19 protein-coding genes are annotated in these 19,009 nt (G+C 58.5%); 15 read left to right on the forward strand and 4 right to left on the reverse strand.

Annotated features, from left to right (window positions below; translation table 11 throughout):
- Positions 1 to 244 precede the first annotated feature (244 nt).
- From HY2_RS12785 to murG, 10 genes are read left to right on the forward strand one after another with little or no spacing between them, the layout of a single operon-like run.
- Positions 245 to 757, forward strand: a complete 513-nt coding sequence (locus tag HY2_RS12785; RefSeq protein ID WP_051595001.1) for a division/cell wall cluster transcriptional repressor MraZ — start codon at positions 245 to 247, stop codon at positions 755 to 757.
- Complete coding sequence (gene rsmH / locus HY2_RS12790; RefSeq protein WP_051595002.1) at positions 757 to 1,788, forward strand: 16S rRNA (cytosine(1402)-N(4))-methyltransferase RsmH; 1,032 nt, start codon at positions 757 to 759, stop codon at positions 1,786 to 1,788. Before HY2_RS12785 ends, rsmH begins: the two co-directional genes overlap by 1 nt.
- Positions 1,785 to 2,126, forward strand: a complete 342-nt coding sequence (gene ftsL, locus HY2_RS12795; protein ID WP_034828222.1) for a cell division protein FtsL — start codon at positions 1,785 to 1,787, stop codon at positions 2,124 to 2,126. Before rsmH ends, ftsL begins: the two co-directional genes overlap by 4 nt.
- Positions 2,123 to 3,751, forward strand: coding sequence for a peptidoglycan D,D-transpeptidase FtsI family protein (locus HY2_RS12800; RefSeq protein ID WP_034828224.1), 1,629 nt, complete (start codon positions 2,123 to 2,125; stop codon positions 3,749 to 3,751). Before ftsL ends, HY2_RS12800 begins: the two co-directional genes overlap by 4 nt.
- The gene (locus tag HY2_RS12805) at positions 3,748 to 5,187 is read left to right on the forward strand and encodes a UDP-N-acetylmuramoyl-L-alanyl-D-glutamate--2,6-diaminopimelate ligase (protein ID WP_034828226.1); all 1,440 of its coding nucleotides are present in this window, start codon (positions 3,748 to 3,750) and stop codon (positions 5,185 to 5,187) included. Before HY2_RS12800 ends, HY2_RS12805 begins: the two co-directional genes overlap by 4 nt.
- Positions 5,184 to 6,617 carry a UDP-N-acetylmuramoyl-tripeptide--D-alanyl-D-alanine ligase gene (locus HY2_RS12810; protein WP_034828228.1) on the forward strand — a complete coding sequence of 478 codons (1,434 nt, stop codon included), beginning with the start codon at positions 5,184 to 5,186 and terminating at the stop codon, positions 6,615 to 6,617. Before HY2_RS12805 ends, HY2_RS12810 begins: the two co-directional genes overlap by 4 nt.
- A complete protein-coding gene (mraY, locus tag HY2_RS12815) occupies positions 6,617 to 7,810 on the forward strand; it encodes a phospho-N-acetylmuramoyl-pentapeptide-transferase (RefSeq protein WP_034828231.1) in 1,194 nt (397 codons plus the stop codon). Before HY2_RS12810 ends, mraY begins: the two co-directional genes overlap by 1 nt.
- Before the next feature lie 10 nt (positions 7,811 to 7,820).
- Positions 7,821 to 9,236 (forward strand): UDP-N-acetylmuramoyl-L-alanine--D-glutamate ligase, encoded by a 1,416-nt coding sequence (gene murD / locus HY2_RS12820; protein ID WP_034828232.1) that lies wholly within the window; start codon positions 7,821 to 7,823, stop codon positions 9,234 to 9,236.
- A complete protein-coding gene (locus tag HY2_RS12825) occupies positions 9,233 to 10,384 on the forward strand; it encodes an FtsW/RodA/SpoVE family cell cycle protein (RefSeq protein ID WP_051595003.1) in 1,152 nt (383 codons plus the stop codon). Before murD ends, HY2_RS12825 begins: the two co-directional genes overlap by 4 nt.
- Positions 10,377 to 11,474 (forward strand): undecaprenyldiphospho-muramoylpentapeptide beta-N-acetylglucosaminyltransferase, encoded by a 1,098-nt coding sequence (gene murG, locus HY2_RS12830; RefSeq protein WP_034828236.1) that lies wholly within the window; start codon positions 10,377 to 10,379, stop codon positions 11,472 to 11,474. Before HY2_RS12825 ends, murG begins: the two co-directional genes overlap by 8 nt.
- On the opposite strand, the gene HY2_RS12835 is transcribed toward murG, so the two are convergent.
- Positions 11,471 to 11,989: a DUF3291 domain-containing protein gene (locus HY2_RS12835; protein ID WP_233346367.1), complete on the reverse strand. Its 519-nt coding sequence runs from the start codon at positions 11,987 to 11,989 to the stop codon at positions 11,471 to 11,473. The genes murG and HY2_RS12835 overlap by 4 nt on opposite strands.
- Positions 11,990 to 12,169: 180 nt before the next feature.
- Here HY2_RS12835 and murC point away from each other — a divergent pair, with 180 nt between their 5' ends.
- Both murC and HY2_RS12845 read left to right on the forward strand, forming a co-directional pair.
- Positions 12,170 to 13,594 carry a UDP-N-acetylmuramate--L-alanine ligase gene (murC, locus tag HY2_RS12840; RefSeq protein WP_034828237.1) on the forward strand — a complete coding sequence of 475 codons (1,425 nt, stop codon included), beginning with the start codon at positions 12,170 to 12,172 and terminating at the stop codon, positions 13,592 to 13,594.
- 92 nt (positions 13,595 to 13,686) lie between these two features.
- Entirely contained in the window at positions 13,687 to 15,192 is a 1,506-nt protein-coding gene (locus HY2_RS12845; RefSeq protein WP_034828239.1) for an MFS transporter, read from the forward strand.
- Positions 15,193 to 15,213: 21 nt separating this feature from the next.
- Here the strand turns inward: HY2_RS12845 and HY2_RS12850 are convergent, their stop codons facing one another.
- The 3 genes from HY2_RS12850 to HY2_RS12860 form a co-directional block, all read right to left on the reverse strand.
- Positions 15,214 to 15,816, reverse strand: a complete 603-nt coding sequence (locus tag HY2_RS12850) for a TadE/TadG family type IV pilus assembly protein (RefSeq protein WP_233346368.1) — start codon at positions 15,814 to 15,816, stop codon at positions 15,214 to 15,216.
- A gap of 11 nt (positions 15,817 to 15,827) precedes the next feature.
- Positions 15,828 to 16,379, reverse strand: coding sequence for a TadE/TadG family type IV pilus assembly protein (locus HY2_RS12855; RefSeq protein WP_034828241.1), 552 nt, complete (start codon positions 16,377 to 16,379; stop codon positions 15,828 to 15,830).
- Positions 16,380 to 16,501: 122 nt separating this feature from the next.
- The gene (locus tag HY2_RS12860; RefSeq protein WP_034828244.1) at positions 16,502 to 16,945 is read right to left on the reverse strand and encodes a pilus assembly protein N-terminal domain-containing protein; all 444 of its coding nucleotides are present in this window, start codon (positions 16,943 to 16,945) and stop codon (positions 16,502 to 16,504) included.
- A gap of 310 nt (positions 16,946 to 17,255) precedes the next feature.
- Between HY2_RS12860 and HY2_RS12865 the strand changes: the two genes are divergently transcribed.
- From HY2_RS12865 to cpaB, 3 genes are all read left to right on the forward strand, one after another.
- Positions 17,256 to 17,417: a Flp family type IVb pilin gene (locus HY2_RS12865; protein ID WP_051595024.1), complete on the forward strand. Its 162-nt coding sequence runs from the start codon at positions 17,256 to 17,258 to the stop codon at positions 17,415 to 17,417.
- Between the two features lie 136 nt (positions 17,418 to 17,553).
- Complete coding sequence (locus tag HY2_RS12870; protein WP_051595005.1) at positions 17,554 to 18,069, forward strand: A24 family peptidase; 516 nt, start codon at positions 17,554 to 17,556, stop codon at positions 18,067 to 18,069.
- A 99-nt stretch (positions 18,070 to 18,168) separates the two neighbouring features.
- Positions 18,169 to 19,008, forward strand: coding sequence for a Flp pilus assembly protein CpaB (cpaB, locus tag HY2_RS12875; protein ID WP_034828247.1), 840 nt, complete (start codon positions 18,169 to 18,171; stop codon positions 19,006 to 19,008).
- The last annotated feature ends 1 nt before the right edge of the window (position 19,009 follow it).

Here is a 19,009-nt window from a genome sequence, read left to right on the forward strand (position 1 = left end):
ATGTTCCAATCATGCGACTGGCAGCCGGCTGATTCAGAAAGGAAATTTTCACACGCCCCAAGTAGGGTAGAGAAAGCGTTCGCTTTTGTTCGTGTAATATTCCCTTTTTATTTTATGCTTCTGGGTTTGTGGATATTTGAATTCATCCACAGCGCCCATTGAGGCCCATCTTATCCCATGGTACTCCAAATTAAGACATGGTTTACCCATGCGGGGTTTAGGCAGAATAAGTCAGGGTTGGCGGGTGTTTGTTTCCACCTATGAAAGCGCTATTGATGCAAAAGGACGGGTTTCCATACCCGCTTCCTTTCGCGCTGCGCTGGGCGGTGGGAACCGGATCTTCCTGTGGCCCGCACTGGATGGCTCTGGTTGCCTCGAAGGGGGCGGCGAAGCGCTGATGGCAATGTACCGTGCCACACTCACCCGCCTTGCGCCGCAATCCCCGGCCCGCAAGGCGCTTGTCACCCGCATCATTGCAGGCTCTGCCGACCTGAAAATGGATGATACGGGCCGCATCAAGTTGACCGATGAGCTGATGCAGGCTGCTGACCTTGAAGGCCGCGTAAAGTTTGCTGGCAATATGGACAGTTTCCAGATCTGGAACCCTGAGCGCCATGCCGCCCATTTCGATGCCATGGCGGCAGAAGCTGCGAAGGAAGACACGCTGGAAGCGCTGGGCCAGGCCTATAATGAAGTGCTGCGCCAGCAGGTCGGCGGCGCGCCAGGTCTCACAATCATTGATGGAGGGGAGGGCTGATGACGCAAGACACTGCAACCCCGACTCTGGGCGAGTCGGCCGGGCACAAGCCGGTCATGCTGGATGAAGTTTTGAAATGGCTCGCCGCGAAGGATGGCGATGTCATCGTGGACGGCACGTTTGGTGGGGGTGGCTATAGCCGCGCCATCCTACAGTCGGCCTTGTGCACGCTGATCGGAATTGACCGCGATCTGGACGCCATTCTGCGTGCCGAGAAGATGGCGGAAGATATGGAACGCCTCGTTCCGTTGCTTGGTCGCTTTGGTGAAATGGACGAAATCGTCCCGGAAGCGGGTTTTGAGCGGGTCGATGGCGTTGTTCTGGATATTGGCGTGTCCAGCTTTCAGATTGATCAGGCCGCGCGGGGGTTTTCCTTCATGAAACATGGCCCGCTGGACATGCGCATGGGCGCGGTCGGGCCGACGGCGGCAGATGTCGTCAACTGTATGAGTGAGCGCGACCTCGCCAATGTCATCTTCCGTCTGGGCGAGGAGAAGCAGGCGCGCCGTATTGCTAAGGCCATTGTGCGCCGACGCGAGGAAGCCAAATTCGAAACGACAACGGAGCTGGCCGAGACGGTCGAGAGCGCTGTTGGTGGTCGCAAGGGCGCACGAATCCACCCCGCCACGCTGACCTTCCAGGCCATCCGCATGTATGTGAATGATGAGCTGGGAGAGCTGGCGCGGGCGCTCCACGCGGCTGAACGTCTGCTGCGCCCCGGTGGTAGGCTTGTGATTGTCACCTTCCATTCGCTGGAAGACCGAATGGTGAAGCAGTGGCTGCGCGACCGCTCCGGAAAGACCGGTGGGGGCTCGCGTCACATGCCTTTGGCGCAAAAGGGACCTGATTCCACCTTCGAACTCGCTGTTTCCAAAGCGGTTCTGCCGTCTGCTAACGAAGTGGAAGGCAATCCACGGGCACGCTCAGCCAAGTTGCGGGCGGCGATCCGGACCGAAGCCCCCGTCATTATGGAAGACGCGAGTGATGGCATGAATCTGCCGCCACTCTCAGCGCTGGAGGATGCCATATGAGCCGCCGAGCGTTCCTGTTTGGACTTGTCGTCATTGGCTTGCTGATTGTGAGTCTGTACCGTGCAAAATATGGCGCAAAGGATACGGCTGCAGAATTGATGGCTGTCGAAGCCCAGATCGAGGAGGCCCTTCACGAGAAGGCGCTGCTCGAAACGGAGCTGTCGCACATGAGCCGTCGTGAATGGATTGAGGAATATGCTCGCAAGGAGCTGGGCATGGGGCCGCCAAAGCCGGAGCAGATGGCCTCTGAAGGGGATCTGGACGCACTGGTTGGTGTGCCGATCACAGAGCTGGGCCAGATCCCGGCAGCAGAAACCAAAGGGGAGGCGCCAGAGTGAGCGAAGCCTCCCGCAACCGGACGCGGCTGGCTGGCCTTGGGGTCGGCGCGCTGTTTGTCGTCCTGGCGGGCAAGGCCGGCTATCTGGCGCTGGCTGGCGGTGATGCGCCCGTGCATCATGCCTCCGAGGAGGCCCCGCGTGTGGTGCGCGCCGATATTGTGGACCGCAATGGTGAGCTGCTTGCTACATCCGTCAGCGCCTATTCACTGGTTGCAAACCCGAAACTGATCTGGGACGGGGGCGAAGTTGCTGCGGCGCTCGCCACCGTCCTGCCGGAAATTGACGTCGAAGGCCTGAGTGAGCGCCTGTCTGATCAGACGCGGGAATTCGTCTGGGTCAAGCGGGGCCTCACTCCACGCCAGCGCAAGGCGGTTTTCGACCTCGGTCTTGAGGGGCTGCGCTTTGAAGAAGAAAGCCGCCGGGCCTATCCGCGCGGCACGCTGGCCGGTCATGTGCTGGGTTTTACCAATATTGATGGCGTCGGGGCAGGGGGCATCGAATACAGCCAGAACGAACGCCTGGCCCAGGGCGGCGAGCCTGTTCGCCTGACCATCGACAATGGCGTTCAGGCCGCTGTCGAGGCCGAACTCGCCGCAACAGCGGCGGAGCACGACATTCAGGGCGGCGCCGTGATCCTGATGGATGCGCAGACCGGCGAGGTGCGCGCCATGGCCAGCTGGCCACCTTTCGATCCGAACCGCTCGCTGGACATCGGTGTCAGTGACCCCTCCCGCATGAACCGCGCTGTGGGCGCTGTCTATGAACTGGGGTCGGTGTTCAAGCCGTTCACCGTGGCAGCAGCCATCGAGAGTGGCATTGTGCATCCGAAAGACCTGTTCGATGTGCGCAAACCGTTGGAGATCAGGGGCTACACGATCAAGGATGACCATCCTTTCTATGGCGATGCAGATGTTACACACATCATCTCGCAAAGTTCCAATATCGGTACGGTACGGATCAATGAGAAGCTCGGCACGCGCCGTCAGCAGGCCTTCCTGAAGCAGGCCGGGCTGATGGACCGCGCGCATATCGAATTGTCCGGCAGCGCTGCGCCAATTCTGCCCGAACGGTTCGATGATCTCTATTCAGCGACCATTTCCTACGGCCATGGCATCGCCGTTACACCGATGGCGTATCTGGAGGCCTTTTCTGCCTTTGCAAATGGTGGCGAGCGCGTTCAGCCGACGCTGATCATGAACCATCGCGAGCGGCCCCAGCCGGTGCGTGTGATGTCTGCCCTGACGGCGGAGATCGTCAATGTCATGATGCGTGAAGCGGTCGTAACCGGCACCGGCAAGAATGCCGAAGTGGCGGGCTATCGCGTCGCGGGCAAGACAGGCACGGCGGAGAAGCCCATTCCCGGCGGCTATTCCGATACGGAGAATGTCACCAGCTTTGCGGCGATCTTTCCCTATGATCGTCCTCAATATGCCCTGATCGTAACTCTGGATGATCCGCAGGCCGGAAATGAGATTGGCGTCACCGCAGCATATAATGCGGCCCCCACCGCTGGACGGATCATTGAGCGGGTCGCGCCACTTCTCGGCCTGGCCCCGCGCTTTGAGGATATCCGTCCAGCTGGCGCTGCCCTCGGCTCCGCCCAGGAGAAGAGGAGTTCGCTGTGACCAAACTGAAAGACCTGTTCCCTCTCGTCGAGAATGGAGAGACCGAGATCACCGGCATGACGGCGGACAGCCGACGTGTTCAGCCGGGCTATTTGTTTGCCGCCCTGAAGGGCACGGTATCTGACGGGCGGGATTATATTCCGCAGGCGATTGAAAAAGGCGCTGCTGCTATCCTCTCCGATAGCGGCGTGGATGTGACGGCAGCAGCCCATGTCATTGCGGATGAGCCGCGCCGGGCTCTGGCCTTGGCCGCGAAGCATTTCTACAAGTCCCAACCGAAGACAATTGCTGCCGTGACCGGTACGAATGGCAAATCCTCGACCGTGGATTTCTGCCGCCAGATCTGGGCCGGTGCGGGTCTGCCGGCGGCCTCGATGGGGACGCTGGGCGCCATCGGCCCGAAGGGCAAGATTGATGTCGGCCACACAACGCCGGACCCGGTGACCATACACGAAACCTTGCGTGAACTGGCAGGGCAAGGCGTTACGCATTGTGCGATGGAGGCCTCTAGCCATGGACTGGAACAGCACCGCCTCGACGGCGTGGACCTCTCGGCGGTCGCTTTCCTGAACTTCACGCAGGACCATCTCGATTACCATGCGACGATGGAAGAGTATCTGAACGCCAAGCTGCGCCTGTTCCGCGACTTTGGCGAGGCGGGCATGCCGGCTATCGTCAATGCGGACAGCGATCATCGCGACGTGTTTGAAAAGGCAGCGACGGAGCATGGCCTGAAAGTGGTATCCTTTGGCTGGCGCGGGGAAGATCTCTGGATTGACGAGATCATGCCGCGTGCGACCGGTCAGGTGCTGAACCTGTTCTGGCGCGATGTGGAACAGAAGCCCTTTGAATTGCCCCTGATTGGCGAGTTCCAGGCCTTGAATGCGCTGGCCGCTGCCGCGATCTGCCTGTCCTTGGGCATGGAGTTTGAGCAGGTGGCGCTAGGCCTGCAAAATCTGAAGCCTGTGAAAGGCCGTCTGGAATTCGTCGGCAAGACAGAGGAGGGCGCAGGCGTGTTCGTGGACTATGCCCACACGCCGGATGGTCTGGACGTGCTGCTGCGCGCGGTTCGTCCGCACACGGCTGGCCGCTTGAAAGTGATCTTTGGCTGTGGCGGCGATCGCGATGCCAAGAAGCGCCCGCTGATGGGCGAGATTGCTGCGCGTCAGGCCGATGATGTGATCGTGACCGATGACAATCCGCGCTCTGAAGCCCCGGCGCTGATCCGTAAGGCCATCATGGCCGCTGCGCCGGATGCGCGCGAGATAGGCGATCGCGGCGAAGCGATCCGCACTATAATTTCTGAGCTGAAAAAGGGCGATACGCTGGTCATCGCGGGCAAGGGTCACGAGACAGGCCAGATCATTGGTAAGGAAATCACTCCCTTCTCCGATCAGGACACGGCGCTGGCCGCGCTGGAAGGCGGTGCCGGATGAGCGCGCCACTGTGGACCTCTGCAGACATGGCCTTGGTAACAGGGGGCGCGGCGACGGCTGACTTCAACGTCATCGGCAGTGTGTCCATTGATACACGCACGCTGAAGCCCGGCGATCTGTTCGTGGCGCTGACCGATCAGCGCGACGGGCATGACTTTGTCGAGGCCGCCTTTGCCGCTGGGGCGTCTGGCGCTCTGGTCTCCCGCAAGGTGGGCGACGGGCCGCAAATCGTGGTCGACGATGTGTTGAAGGCGCTGGAGCAAATGGGAATCGAAGCGCGTAGTCGCTGCGCTGCGCATCGTACGGCGGTTACCGGTTCTGCGGGCAAGACCAGCGTCAAGGAAATGCTGGCGCAGATCTACCGTGCCTTTGGACCAGCGCACTGGAATGTCAAAAGCTTCAACAATCACTGGGGCGTACCGCTGACGCTAACGCGTATGCCGGAAGAGACGACCCGCGCGGTCTTCGAGATCGGTATGTCCACGCCGGGCGAGATTGCCCCGCGTAGTCATATGGTCCGTCCGCATACGGGCATCGTCACCTGCATTGCCGGGGCGCACCTGGAAGGGCTAGGCTCTCTCAGCGCGGTGGCCCATGAAAAGGCAGACATTTTTGCCGGTCTGGAAGCAGGCGGCACCTTCATCCTGCCGGCCGATGATGAGTTCTTTGAATATCTGGCAGGCCGGGCGCGCCGCTTTTGCCCCACCGGAAATCTGGAAAGCTTTGGCCATGCCGCGAATGCGACGGCCCGCATTGTCGGCTATGAAACGGATGGTCAGGAAAGCCGTATCCAACTGGATGTTGTCGGCAAGCCGGTACTGGTGAAGCTGAATGCCGTAGGCGAACATTGGGCGCTGAATGCTGCCGCTGCCGTACTGGCGGCCAGCCAGTCCGGTCTTGCTGTGACAGATTGCGCAGAGGCGCTGTCAGGCTACACCCCGCCGCCTGGACGCGGCACATCAGAGCGCCTCGCCTTGCCGGGTGGGGGCCATATCACGCTGATTGATGACGCTTATAATGCGAATCCCGCCAGCATGCGTGCCTCCCTTGCTGCGCTGACGCGGAGACCTGAAGGACGTCGCCTGGTTGCCCTTGGCGAGATGCTGGAAATTGGTGCGACCTCGGACGAGGAGCATGCCTCGCTGGCAGCTCCCGTCGTCGAGACGGGGGCAGCTGGAGTCTTCCTCGTTGGTGACAAAATGACTCATCTTGCGGACTCACTTCCGCCCCAGTTGCAGCAGATCTGGGCTCCCAATTGGGAAGAGCTGTGGAATCAGCTCGAAAAAACCCTTCAGGATGGAGATGTGCTCTTGATCAAGGGCTCGAATGCGTCCGGGATGGGGAGATTAGCAGACCGGTTACGCCAATGGAGCGAGCCGGCATTGGGCAAGATGGATAGCGGTGCAGAAAGTGCCGCAGAGGTCGGGTGATGCTGTATGAATGGCTGGCCGCTGACAGCGGTATATTCAATCTATTGAATTACATCACCTTCCGGTCGGGAGCCGCCGTTGTGACGGCCTTCCTGGTGACCGTGATCTTCGGTGATGCAATCATCAATTTCCTCCGGGCCCGGCAGGGCAAGGGGCAGCCGATCCGCGACTTGTCGCTGGAGGCGCAGTTGTCAAAGCAGGGTACGCCCACAATGGGCGGCTTTCTGATCTGGCTCGGCCTGGTCGTTGGTGTCCTGCTCTGGGGCAATTTGCATAACCCTTATATCTGGGTCACCCTGTTTGTGACCCTGTCCTATGCTGTCCTTGGGTTTCTCGATGATCTTGCGAAAGTGTCGAAGCAGAGCGCGGATGGCGTATCTGCCGGTGTGCGCCTGATTGTCGGCTTCGCCATCGCTGCGCTGGCCTGCGCCTTCATCATGGGTCTGCACGGCGCGCATACCCCTGTTGGCCATGCCGAGTGGGGGCCGCTGAATGGCCTGGCTGAAATGATCGCGGGTCTAGCGCCCGAGACGAGCGTGAAGCCGGCTGACCCGTCCTTTTCGGGCGGAGTCGCTGTGCCGTTTGTGAATGACTATTTCCTTCCGCTGGGCGGATTTTTCATCCTGTTCGGCATGATCGTGGTTGTCGGTAGCGCGAATGCCGTGAATTTCACCGATGGTCTGGATGGCCTTGCCATTGTGCCGATGACGTTCGCAGCCGCAGCCTATGCGCTGATCGCCTATCTGACGGGCAACTTCGTTTTCGCCAATTATCTCGGTATTCAGTTTACGCCCGGCACGGGAGAGCTGACGGTTCTGCTGTCCGCCATGATCGGCGCGGGTATGGGATTTCTCTGGTACAATGCCTATCCCGCGAAGGTCTTCATGGGTGATACAGGCTCGCTTGGCCTTGGGGGCATGCTGGGTGTCGTGGCGGTGGCCGCAAAACACGAATTTGCACTCGTCATCATTGGCGGCTTGTTCGTGATCGAAGCCATGTCCGTGATGATGCAGGTTGGCTGGTTCAAGATCACGCGCAAGCTGACCGGCCAGGGCAAGCGCATCTTCCTGATGGCGCCGTTGCACCACCATTTTCAGAAAAAGAACTGGCCGGAAACCCGGGTTGTCGCCCGCTTTTGGATCCTGTCCGTTTTGTTCGCCCTTGCGGGCCTCGCAACCCTGAAGCTGAGGTAACCCAAGACTCATGATTCCGATTACTGAATATGCGGGAAGAGATGTTGCGGTGTTCGGCCTTGGCCGGACAGGCCTCTCGGCTGCCAAGGCCCTTAGGGCAGGCGGTGCGCGTGTTCATGCGTGGGATGATAATGAGGAAACCCGCGCCAAGGCAGAGGCGGCGGGCCTGGTCCTGAGTGACATCAACAAGCGCGACTGGCAGACCTTTGCTGCGCTTGTCCTGTCTCCGGGTGTGCCGTACAAATTTCCTCAGCCACACCGCATCGTGCGCATGGCCGAGATGACCGGCGTGCCGATTGTCGGCGACATGGAACTCTTCGCACGCGCGGTTCAGTCTCTGCCGGAACGGGGCCGTCCCAAAATTATCGGCATCACGGGCACGAATGGCAAGTCGACAACGACGGCACTGATCGGACATATCCTGAAGCAGGCTGGCCGCGATGTGCGCATTGGCGGCAATATCGGCACGGGCGTGCTAGACCTTGCCCCGCTGCACGCCAATGCCGTCTATGTGCTGGAATTGTCTTCCTATCAGCTGGACCTGGTGAAGAGCCTGCACTGCGACGTGGCCGTGCTGCTGAACATCACGCCGGATCATCTGGACAGGCATGGCGGCATGGAAGGCTATCAGGCCGCCAAAATGCGCATCTTCCAGAACCAGACGGCCCGGGATGTTGCGGTCATCGGTTTCGATGATGTGATCACCCAGTCCATCGCGATCGGCCTGTCGGCCAATGGCCCGGCCCGCGTCATTCAGGCGTCCTCGACTTATGCGCTGGGTCGCGGGGTCAGCGCCGTAGACGGACGGCTTTATGACAGCACGACCGGACAGGCGAACTTTGTCGGCAAGCTGGCGGAGTGCACTGCGCTGCCGGGGCGGCACAATCACCAGAACGCGTCTGCGGCCTATGCGGCCTGCCGTTCTCTGGGCCTTGATCCGCAAACCATCATGGATGGCCTGAAATCCTTCCCTGGCCTGGCGCACCGCCTGGAAATGGTGGGAGAGATTGATGGCGTGAAGTTCGTCAATGATTCCAAGGCGACCAATGCCGAGGCCGCCGAACAGGCTCTGAAAGCCTACAAGAATGCCTACTGGATTGCCGGAGGCGTTCCCAAGGCAGACGGTATCAAATCCCTGTCCTCGCATTTCCCGAATATTACCAAGGCCTATCTGATCGGCGACGCCGAGGAGGCTTTTGCCGATACGCTCAAGGGCAAGGTGGCGCTGCAGAAATGCGGCACGCTGGAATATGCTGTCCAGGCTGCATTTAAAGATGCAAGTGCTGCAGGCGATGAGCATCCAGTCATTCTTCTTTCACCTGCTTGTGCGAGCTTCGACCAGTTCCGTGATTTTGAACATCGCGGCGATGTGTTTCGGAGCATTGTCCAATCGATGATGCCGCAGGAGTTGAAGGAGTTGGCTTGACCTACGTATCGTCCGCCCCATTGCTCGCTCGCTCGGATACATCCTGGCTGACCGAGTGGAGGCGGACGCTTGATTGGGGGCTGGTCGGCGGAGCCTTTTTCCTGATGGCCATTGGCATGTTGTTGTCACTCGCCGCCGGGCCCAGCGCGGCCGCGCGCATCGGCTATGACAATGAATATTACTTCGTTTTCCGGCAGGCGTTCTTTGTAGCTGCCAGTGGCGTAATCATGATCGGCGTAAGCATGCTGGACCGGTCCTGGGCGCGGCGCTTTGCAACGCTGGTCTTCATGGGCGGACTGGCGATGATGTTCTTCATCCTGGTCTGGGGGCATGAGGCAAAGGGTGCGCAGCGCTGGCTGCAGGTGGCAGGGTTCAGCGTGCAGCCCAGCGAAGTGGTCAAGCCTGCCCTGATCGTGCTGAGCGGCTGGCTGCTGGCCCAGCGGGAGCTGTACCCCAGCGGACCATGGGCCATCATTGCTTTCCTGTTCTATGCGGTGACGCTCGGCCTTTTGCTGCTGCAGCCTGACGTTGGACAGTCCGCCCTGCTGACGGCGGCCTTCGTGGTAACTTTTTTTGTCAGCGGCCTGCCCTGGCGCTGGGCGGTGGGCTTCGGTGTAGGCGGCCTAAGCCTGTCGGCGTTGCTCTATATGCTGCTTCCGCATGTGCGCGTGCGCATCAATAGCTTCATCGACCCGTCTTCGGCAGATACCTACCAGATAGACAAGGCGGCGGAGGCTATTGGCCGAGGCGGCCTGTTCGGCGTCGGACCGGGGGAGGGGCAGGTCAAGCTGCACCTGCCGGATGCGCATACCGATTTCATCTTTGCTGTCATGGCCGAAGAATATGGCCTGATTGCCGCCCTGGTGCTGATGAGCATTTTCGTTCTGGTGATCATCCGTGGCTTCCGCGCGAGTGCCCGCGTGGATGATGGCTATGCCCGGGCTGCGAGTGCCGGACTCTTCACGCTTTTTGGTCTTCAGGCTGCCATAAATATAGCCGTTAATCTGGCCTTGATCCCGCCAAAGGGGATGACACTGCCATTTGTTTCCAGTGGTGGCTCATCCATGATCGGCACGGGATTGACACTCGGCCTTGCCCTGGCACTTGTGCGCGGACAAGGTACGCGCACAAGGGGCCGGTATGGTTGAAGGCAGAGACAAGCTCGTCATCATTGCAGCAGGCGGTACCGGGGGCCATCTGTTCCCGGCTAGGGCCTTTGCCGATGAAATGCGGGAGCGCGGCTGGAAGGTCGGCCTGATCTCTGACAAGCGTGGCGTGAAATATGCCGAGGGCTTCCCCGCCGAATGGATGGAGCAGGTGCAGGCGGCCTCCCCAAATTTTCGCAAGCCCTGGACCGTTCCGGGCGCAGCCCTGAAGATCAATGCGGGCATTTCCCGCGCTGTGACGCTGATCCGCGAGACACAGCCCCTGCTGGTAGCCGGCTTTGGTGGCTATCCGGCCTTTCCGGCACTGGCGGCGGCGCGCCGTCAGAAAGTGCCGATCATCATACATGAGCAAAACGCTGTGCTAGGCCGGGTGAACCGCCAGTTCGCCAAACATGCCAAACTGGTCGCCAGCGGCTTTGACCGGCTGGACCGTCTGCCGAACTGGAGCGCGCATCTGGCGGTCGGCAATCCGGTGCGGGCACCCATTCTGGCCCGCCGGAACGACCCGTATCCCTCCACGGATGGCAAGCTGACGATTCTGATCACAGGTGGCAGCCAGGGGTCCAAGATCATTGGGGATATCATTCCCGCTGCGATCGCGGATCATGTGCCTCCACCGCTTCAGGTTCGTCTGAAAGTGATCCAGCAGGTGCGGCAGGAACAATATGCCTTTGTCGATAATATGTATCGGCGCATGAAGATTGAGGCCGAGCTGGCGCCCTTCTTCTCCGACATGCCGGAGAAACTTTCAGAGGCCCATCTCGTAATTGCGCGGTCTGGTGCGGGCACTGTGTCAGAGATCGCGGCGGTTGGCCGGCCTTCCATTCTGATCCCGCTGGCAATTGCCATGGATGACCATCAGGCCGCCAATGCCGAAGCGTTGGTGGATGTTGGCGCAGCAGACATGGTGCTGGAAAGCAATCTCTATCCCAAACTGCTTGGCGCGCTGATCACGGCCCGCCTGCAGGATGCGGATGACCTGAGATCCCGCGCTGCCGCCGCAAAGGCCTCTGCGAAAATCAACGCCACCCGTGATCTCGCCGATATGGCGGAACGCGTGGCAGAACTCTAAGCCGCTGAGGGGCGGCAGGCATGGGTGCGGTGCATCTTTGCGTCGCGCAGCCAGTCCCAGCCGAACGCGAAGTCTGAGTCTCCCTCGCGCTGGCGTGCGGCCAGTCGCTCCAGGGCCTCCTCCAGCGTCGGCTGATGGCCGGGCTCTACCCACCACATGACGAAATGCATGCCGCCAAGGATCTCGAACCATTCCTCGCGTCGTTCATAGAATTTGCGGTGCACCGTGCCCCACACAAAGCGTTCGAGGCTTTCCACATCTTCCCAGACTGTGAGGTTGGACACGAATTGCGGATCGCCGCCGATCTTGTTCTCGGTATTGCCTTTGCCCGGTTCGCCAGAGCCTTCCATCATCCAGACAAAGCCCGGCATCTGCTTGCCCAGACCATTGATGAAATCGAGGCTATCCATGAATTCCTTGACGCGGGGATCGTCGGTTGGCGCAATCAGGCGGCCGATATTCAGTTCTGCCAGATGCATTTCCATAGGCTTTTTCATTTCAGTCTCATCCGTCATAAACAACCTCCTGTTGTGCCAATGAATAGCCACGATTCAAAAGGATGCTCAACGCGGCTTGGCAGACAGTTCTGTCGCAGGAGCAGTAGCTGAGTTTGAATTGCCCGGAACGCTTGCCTCTCCAATGTGCAGCAAGGTAACGCTGTGTCTTGTGTTTTTTCTGAATGAGCGGATTTCTGTATGACATCTCCCACGCCTTTTGATCTCGGTCCGGCCCACATTGTCGGCATTGGCGGCATTGGCATGTCGGGCATTGCCGATGTGATGATCACGATGGGTTATGAGGTTCAGGGCTCCGACATCAGAGAGTCCGACAATGTCCAGCGCCTGCGGGATCGCGGCGCGAAGATCTTCATCGGCCATTCCGGAGAGAATGTGAAAGGGGCGGGCACCGTCATCATTTCTTCCGCCATCAAGGGCAACAATCCGGAAGTTGCTGCTGCGCGGGCTGCCGGTATCCCCGTAGTGCGCCGGGCCAATATGTTGGCAGAGATCACGCGCCTGAAATACACGGTTTGCATTGCCGGCACCCATGGCAAGACGACGACGACCTCCATGGTCGCGGCGCTGCTCGATGGTTCCGGCATTGACCCCACCGTGATCAATGGCGGGATCATTCATGCCTATGGCTCAAACTACAAGGCGGGCGAAAGTGACTGGATGGTCGTGGAAAGCGATGAGAGCGACGGCACGTTCGCAAAGCTGCACCCGACCTGCGCCGTGGTCACGAATATAGATCCCGAGCATATGGATCATTATGGCTCCATGGAAAAACTGCGCGAGGCGTTTGATGTCTTCGTCGAGAATTTGCCTTTCTATGGTTTTGCGGTGCTGTGCACGGACCACCCCGAAGTTCAGGGCCTTGCCTCCCGCGTGACAGACCGCCGCCGCATTACGTATGGTTTCAACCGTCAGGCCGATGTGCGGGCGGTGAACCTGAATACAGACCTCTCCGGCGCGCATTTTGATGTCGCGCTGCGCCGTCCGGGCTCTGCCCAGCCGCGTATGATTGAAGGCCTGACCCTGCCGATGGCAGGGGAGCACAATGTCCAGAACGCGCTGGCTGCCATCGCTGTGGCGCTGGAGCTGGGCGCGAGTGATGAGCAGATCCGTACCTCCCTCAACCAGTTTGGCGGGGTGAAGCGCCGTTTCACGCCGGTGGGAGAGTGGACGCCTGTCGACGGCGAGGCGCCTGTGCGCATCATTGATGATTATGGCCATCACCCAGTCGAGATCGAGGCCGTGCTGAAAGCTGCTCGCGCGATGTTGGGCCAGGGCCAGTTGATCGCCGTGTGCCAGCCGCATCGCTACACGCGCCTTCGGGACCTGTTCGAAGATTTCTCGCGTTGCTTTGACCAAGCCGACAATGTGCTGGTCGCGCCAGTCTATGAGGCGGGGGAGAACCCCGTTGAAGGCATCACGCATGAGAGCTTGGTCACCAGCATTTCGCGCAATGGTCATCGCGGGGCGCAGGCCCTGTCCTCGCTGGACACATTGCCTGAGGTTCTGAAATCCCTGGCGCAACCGGGCGCGATGGTGGTGTGTCTCGGTGCAGGAGACATCACGCGTTACGCGGGTGAACTGGCGAAAAAGCTACAGTCCTGACGCCGCGACAAGGGTAAAACGCCTTTCCCTTTGCCCGCGAATGTCGCAGGTTCTTCCCCAGCGCCCGATAGAGGCGAAGTGGAGGATATCGAATGACTGAGACATCACTGTCACCCGGCCAGGATGAAGAAGCGGCAATTGTCGCAGCCGAGCAGGGCGTGGTGCCAGGCGGGGAAGGCGGCGCTTTCGGGAAGACGGGCTTTGCCTGGGCCTGGTTCGAATGGGCACGTAACCCCTACTATATTCTCATCATCATCTATGTTTTTGCGCCCTATTTCGCCAGGGACATTATCGGCGCTGATATTCTGGCCAGCGGAGAGCTTGAGGGGCTGGATGCTGCCACGGCTGCTCAGGTGGCTGGAGCGAAAGGCCAGGCGGTTGTTGCCTCGCTGTCGAAATGGGCTGGCGCGATTGCCGCGCTGACTGCCCCTTTCCTCGGGGCCGCCTTTGATCGGGGGCTGCGCCGCAAGCCATTGCTGATTGTCGTGCTTGGAGTGCTGTCGGTGCTCAGCTTCATGCTCTGGTGGGCCATTCCGGGTGAGGCAGGCCTGTCCACGGGCACAATTATCGGCATCCTGATTGCGGCTTATGTTTGCTACACATTTAGCGAAGTGACACACAATTCCATGCTGCCGGATGCGGCGAGCCCTTCCGCCTTACCTGCGGTGTCGGGCATGGGCCTCGCGCTCGGCAATGCGGCCTCGACCGTCTTGTTCATTGCGATCGTCTTCATGTTCGCCCTGCCGGATATGATGCATTGGCCTTTTGCAGAGCCAGTATTTGGCATCGATACCTCCAAATATGAACATTTCCGCATTGCCGGACCTATCTGCGCGGTCTGGCTGGTTACGATGATCATCCCCTTCTTCCTCTATGCGAAAGATACCGGACGAAAGGGTACGAAACTGTTCCCGGCGGTGAAGCAGGGGGCTCAGAATGTCATTCGCACGGTTCGCAAGGCCAGCCATCACAAGGAAGCGTTCAAATTCCTGATCGCCCGGACCATCTATGCCGATGGCATGTTCGCCCTGCTGGCGCTGGCGGCTGTCTATGTGAGCCTGTTCCTGGGATGGGGCATTGTGGAGCTGACCGTCTACGCAATCTGGGCCTCCATCTGGGCTGCTGTGGGCGGGGTGGCCGGCGGCTGGTTCGATTCAAAGCTCGGACCGAAAAATGCTCTTCTGATGGAACTGCTTGCGATTGTCGTGATCCTGTTCCTCAGCCTGTCTGTAACGCGCGATTCCATTTTCTATGGGCTGATCGACAATCGCGAATTGTGGAACACGCCGGTCTTTTCCAGCCTGTCGGATGTAACCTATCTGATGACAGGGGCATTGATCGGCGTTTTTGCGACGGCCAATATCTCTTCCAGCCGCTCCATGCTGGTGCATGTCGCGCCGACTCATATGCGGGGCGAGTTCTTCGGGCTCTATGCGATTGCTGGTACGGTGACGGTCTGGATCGGACCGTTGCTGATTGAATTGTTTACCACATGGTCAAACAGCCAGCGGGTCGGCATGTCTGCCATCGCGCTTTTGTTCTTCTGCGGATTTGCCGTTCTGACCCAGGTTCGTGTCAGCAAGGCCCCTGCCGATTAGGGCAGGGGCTTTAAGAAAGGTTTAGCTGGTCGGGCCGAAGGCACCGCCGCTGCCTGAAACACGTTCGATTTCACGGACGCGGCGCGGACGCAGATAGAAATGGCTGCGCAGTTTCTTGTCATTGGTCAGGAAGCCGCCAAGGGCACCGTCGTAATTATACTCGACTTCCGACAAGATCACCGATCCGGGAGAGGAGATGATGCCGTCTGGAACGCTGAGGATCGTGTCCTTGGAATAGGGCGTCATCAGATAGGCATCTGACCAAGCGACGCGCGCATTGCCGTCACCATTGTCGACAATGCTAGTAATGCGCATACGGGCCGTGCGAGCGCTGTAGGGCTGCATCATCACATCTGCGGCGGCAAACATTTCGCGCATGTCATCATCCGTCACCTTGGCCAGGCGTGCAGTCAGGTCACCCATGCTGGCGCTGGTTGAAGTCACGCGCCGATCCACCCGCATAAGCAGGCTGAGCTCGACCGAGCCGAGATAGAGCAAAATGAGAATTGGGGCGATCAGGGCAAACTCGACTGCCGAGACGCCTTCCTGATTATAGCGGATGCCTCGCACGCCGCGCCATTTCAGGCGCGGGTTCAAACGGGAAAGAAGAGATTTCGTGGCCATGTCCATAAGTCTCAGAAGGGCTCGTTACGGAATACGGCATTGGCCTGAAGCAGATGCCGGTTGTTGGGCAGGTTTGCGAGAGGTGCGGAAATGACTGGCGTCATGAGAGGCCACTCATAATAGACGCGAACCGCGACGATCTCGTTCGCTCCGCCTGGGCTGAAAATGAAGCCGGCATCATCCAGATTGCCATCGGCATCCTTGGGTGTGCTCATGTCTGCCGAACTAAATTTGCTCATGGAGCGTACATCAATGTGCAGCTTGTTATCGCAGCTAAGCAGATCGAAGAATTCATTACAGACATCGCGCCGGAATTCGACTTCCGTATAGCCGCTCTTCTGGGCCTGCCCTGTACGGACTTTGCGGGCTGCTTCGCCTACAGAGTGCTCCAGTATGGTGGACATGATGAAAATCAGACAGATTTCCAGAATGCCGAAGATAAGGAAGAAGAAGGGAATGGCCACAAGTGCAAACTCGACAGCTGCGGCCCCTTTGCGGTCTTGTAACCAGGCTTCGACCTTGCCCTGCAGGCGAGCGGTCAGGATGGTAAATGGAATTGTCATTGCGCAACTTCCCCATAGGACATGCAGGTCCAGAGAATACTGTAACAAAGCACAGTTTTCAGGCCGTTGCGCACTTGGATTAAATTTTATGGATTCTCAGTTTTCTGACGGATAGGGGAAGGCTACCAACCTTCCGCACGCTTGTTGAGAATTGATTCCTGGCTGACAGTGCCAGAGAAAAAGCCGCGCTCATTGCCCAGAGAAGGTACGGGTGTACAGTCTATGTCGCAGTCATATGTAAAGTCTTCGCCTGAGCGATTAACCGTGACAAGGTTGCTGGTGTCCACAGTGACGATGATGTCGGCGGCATAGATCTGATCGCCATTCTCATTGAACGCCATGATATTGGTCGTGCCTGCCGTGCGGCCCGTAATGAAGATCAGGCTTTCATTATGTACAGCGACATCGGCAATTCTCTGGTTACCAAGCACAACACTGCCAGCCTTGCCACGCAGTTTGACAGGAACTGTTGTATCGGCCTTTATCGTCAAGGGCTCCGCTATGGCGAATAGCGCCATGAGAGCGCCTGCCAGCGACAATGCGCACAGTTTCCCCGCGAACTTCATGTCTGCCGTCTCCAGAGTAAATCAGCCTCAGGACATTCGCTGAATAAAGTTGCGCCTTTCCTAATAGGGTTTCCAGAAAGCTCTCAGAAGGCTGTCTGGACACATTGTATACGCATTCGGAAAAGACCATCGCGAATCAAAAAGGCCAGTATTTGCAGGGGGTCAAATGGTAAACAAATCACTCATTAGCCTTTATGGATTTTCTATTTTCTTTCACCTGATATTGAGACTGATGGGCTAGTGTCTGGATTGTTCCGGACAGAGAGATCCAAAACCGGGGCAGTTAGAAATGCATGATGGGAGTTTCCAAATGTTTGCACGTTTTCTTAAAGACGAGTCTGGCGCCACGGCTATCGAATACGGCCTGATCGCTGCTCTGATCGCTGTTGCTATCATTGGCGGTGCTACCGCTCTTGGCGGCGCAACGAACGCCAAGTTCAAAGCCGTTTCTGATAAGATGACTGCTGCCTAATTCAGGCGCTAAATCTTGAAGTAACAGATAAAGCCGCCGGGGTTTCCTGGCGGCTTTTTCATGTCTTCTCGGATAAAACTTCCTTCAGTCTTTTCAGGCAGAGTTCCGGAAAGTCAAAGCTTGGGGAAGCGAGATCATGATCCTGATAATTCTTGGCAGCCTGTTTCTAGCGCTCTGCGTGTTCGCAGCCCTTCACGATATAAACCGGCTTACAATTCCAAACTGGCTGAATCTTACCCTTGCGGCACTGTTCATTCCTGCGGCGTTTGTCTCCGGGCTGCCACTTGAGATACTGGGCGGGCACCTTCTTGCCGCGCTATGTGCATTCGTCATCGCGTTTGCACTTTTTGCCTTCAATATCTTCGGGGGAGGGGATGCCAAAATGATCCCTGCCGTGATGTTATGGATAGGCCCGAATGCGGCTATGGATTTTCTGTTCGCAATGGCACTAGCCGGCGGTGCCTGCGCCATGATCATCCTTCTGGTTCGCAAGACCATGCCGGTCGAGGTCCTGCCTGGCGCTGTGCGGGCGCCATTCGAGGAAAAGGCGGGTGTGCCGTATGGTGTTGCAATTGCCATAGGTGTCTTCGTCGCTGGCCCCGAGACTCCATTTCTTACCGAAGCCTTAAGCCGTATCGGTTTTTTCGGTTAACGATGCTTTAGGCCCGGTGTGAAATTGTTTGGCCAAATCGGGTGGTTACATGCCGCAAGTATGGCCAGTCGGAATATGTATCTAGGGGAGTGACATCTGATGTCGCCGATACGTTTGATCATTCTGGTCGGGGCCGCTATTGCAGCCATCGCAGCGGCCTTTCTGGTGCGCAACATGGCGCAGGCCCCTGTAGTCGCATCCGCCCCCGAACCAGTCGTTGAAACCCGGGAAGTGTCTCAGACTCGGGTTCTTGTGGCGAAGCGCAATCTGCAGATTGGTGATATGATCACTCCGGAAGATTTGCGCTGGGCTGACTGGCCGGAGAGCAGTGTTCTCAATACTTACAGCACAGAGGCAGGCGACTCGGACGCCATGGAAAAGTTGGCTGGCAGTATTGTGCGTATCCCGATCTATGAAAAAGAGCCAATCATGGACACCAAGCTGGTCATGAAGGGCGATACAGGTACAATGGCGGCGTTACTGACCCCTGGTATGCGTGCGTTGGCTGTCGAGATTTCCGTCGAATCTGCAACCGGTGGCTTCATCCTGCCGAACGATCATGTTGACGTCATCCTGACCTATGAGGTCGAGGGAGCATCAAGTGACGAGAAGCTTCCCATCACGAAGACAGTTCTTCAGAACGTTCGTGTTCTGGCAATTGATCAAGTCTACAACACGGAGGAATTCGGCGGCGCGAGCCAGATTGGCAGCACAGCCACGCTCGAAGTTACCGGAGATGAGGCTGAGCTGATTGCGTATGCAGAGCGCAGGGGGATTCTGTCCCTGTCCCTTCGTTCCTGGTCGGACGTAGGTGAAGCGGAGAGCCGCAAGGCGCGGAGCGATCTGCTCAACGCGGCAGGGGGCGGACCATCTGAGAGTGGGGTGGTTGTCTACAAGAATGGACAGGTCGATATGCCGGTTGGGCCGCGGGGGCGCTGAA

Source organism: Hyphomonas pacifica (genome assembly GCF_000682675.1).
GTDB classification, from domain to species: domain Bacteria; phylum Pseudomonadota; class Alphaproteobacteria; order Caulobacterales; family Hyphomonadaceae; genus Hyphomonas; species Hyphomonas pacifica.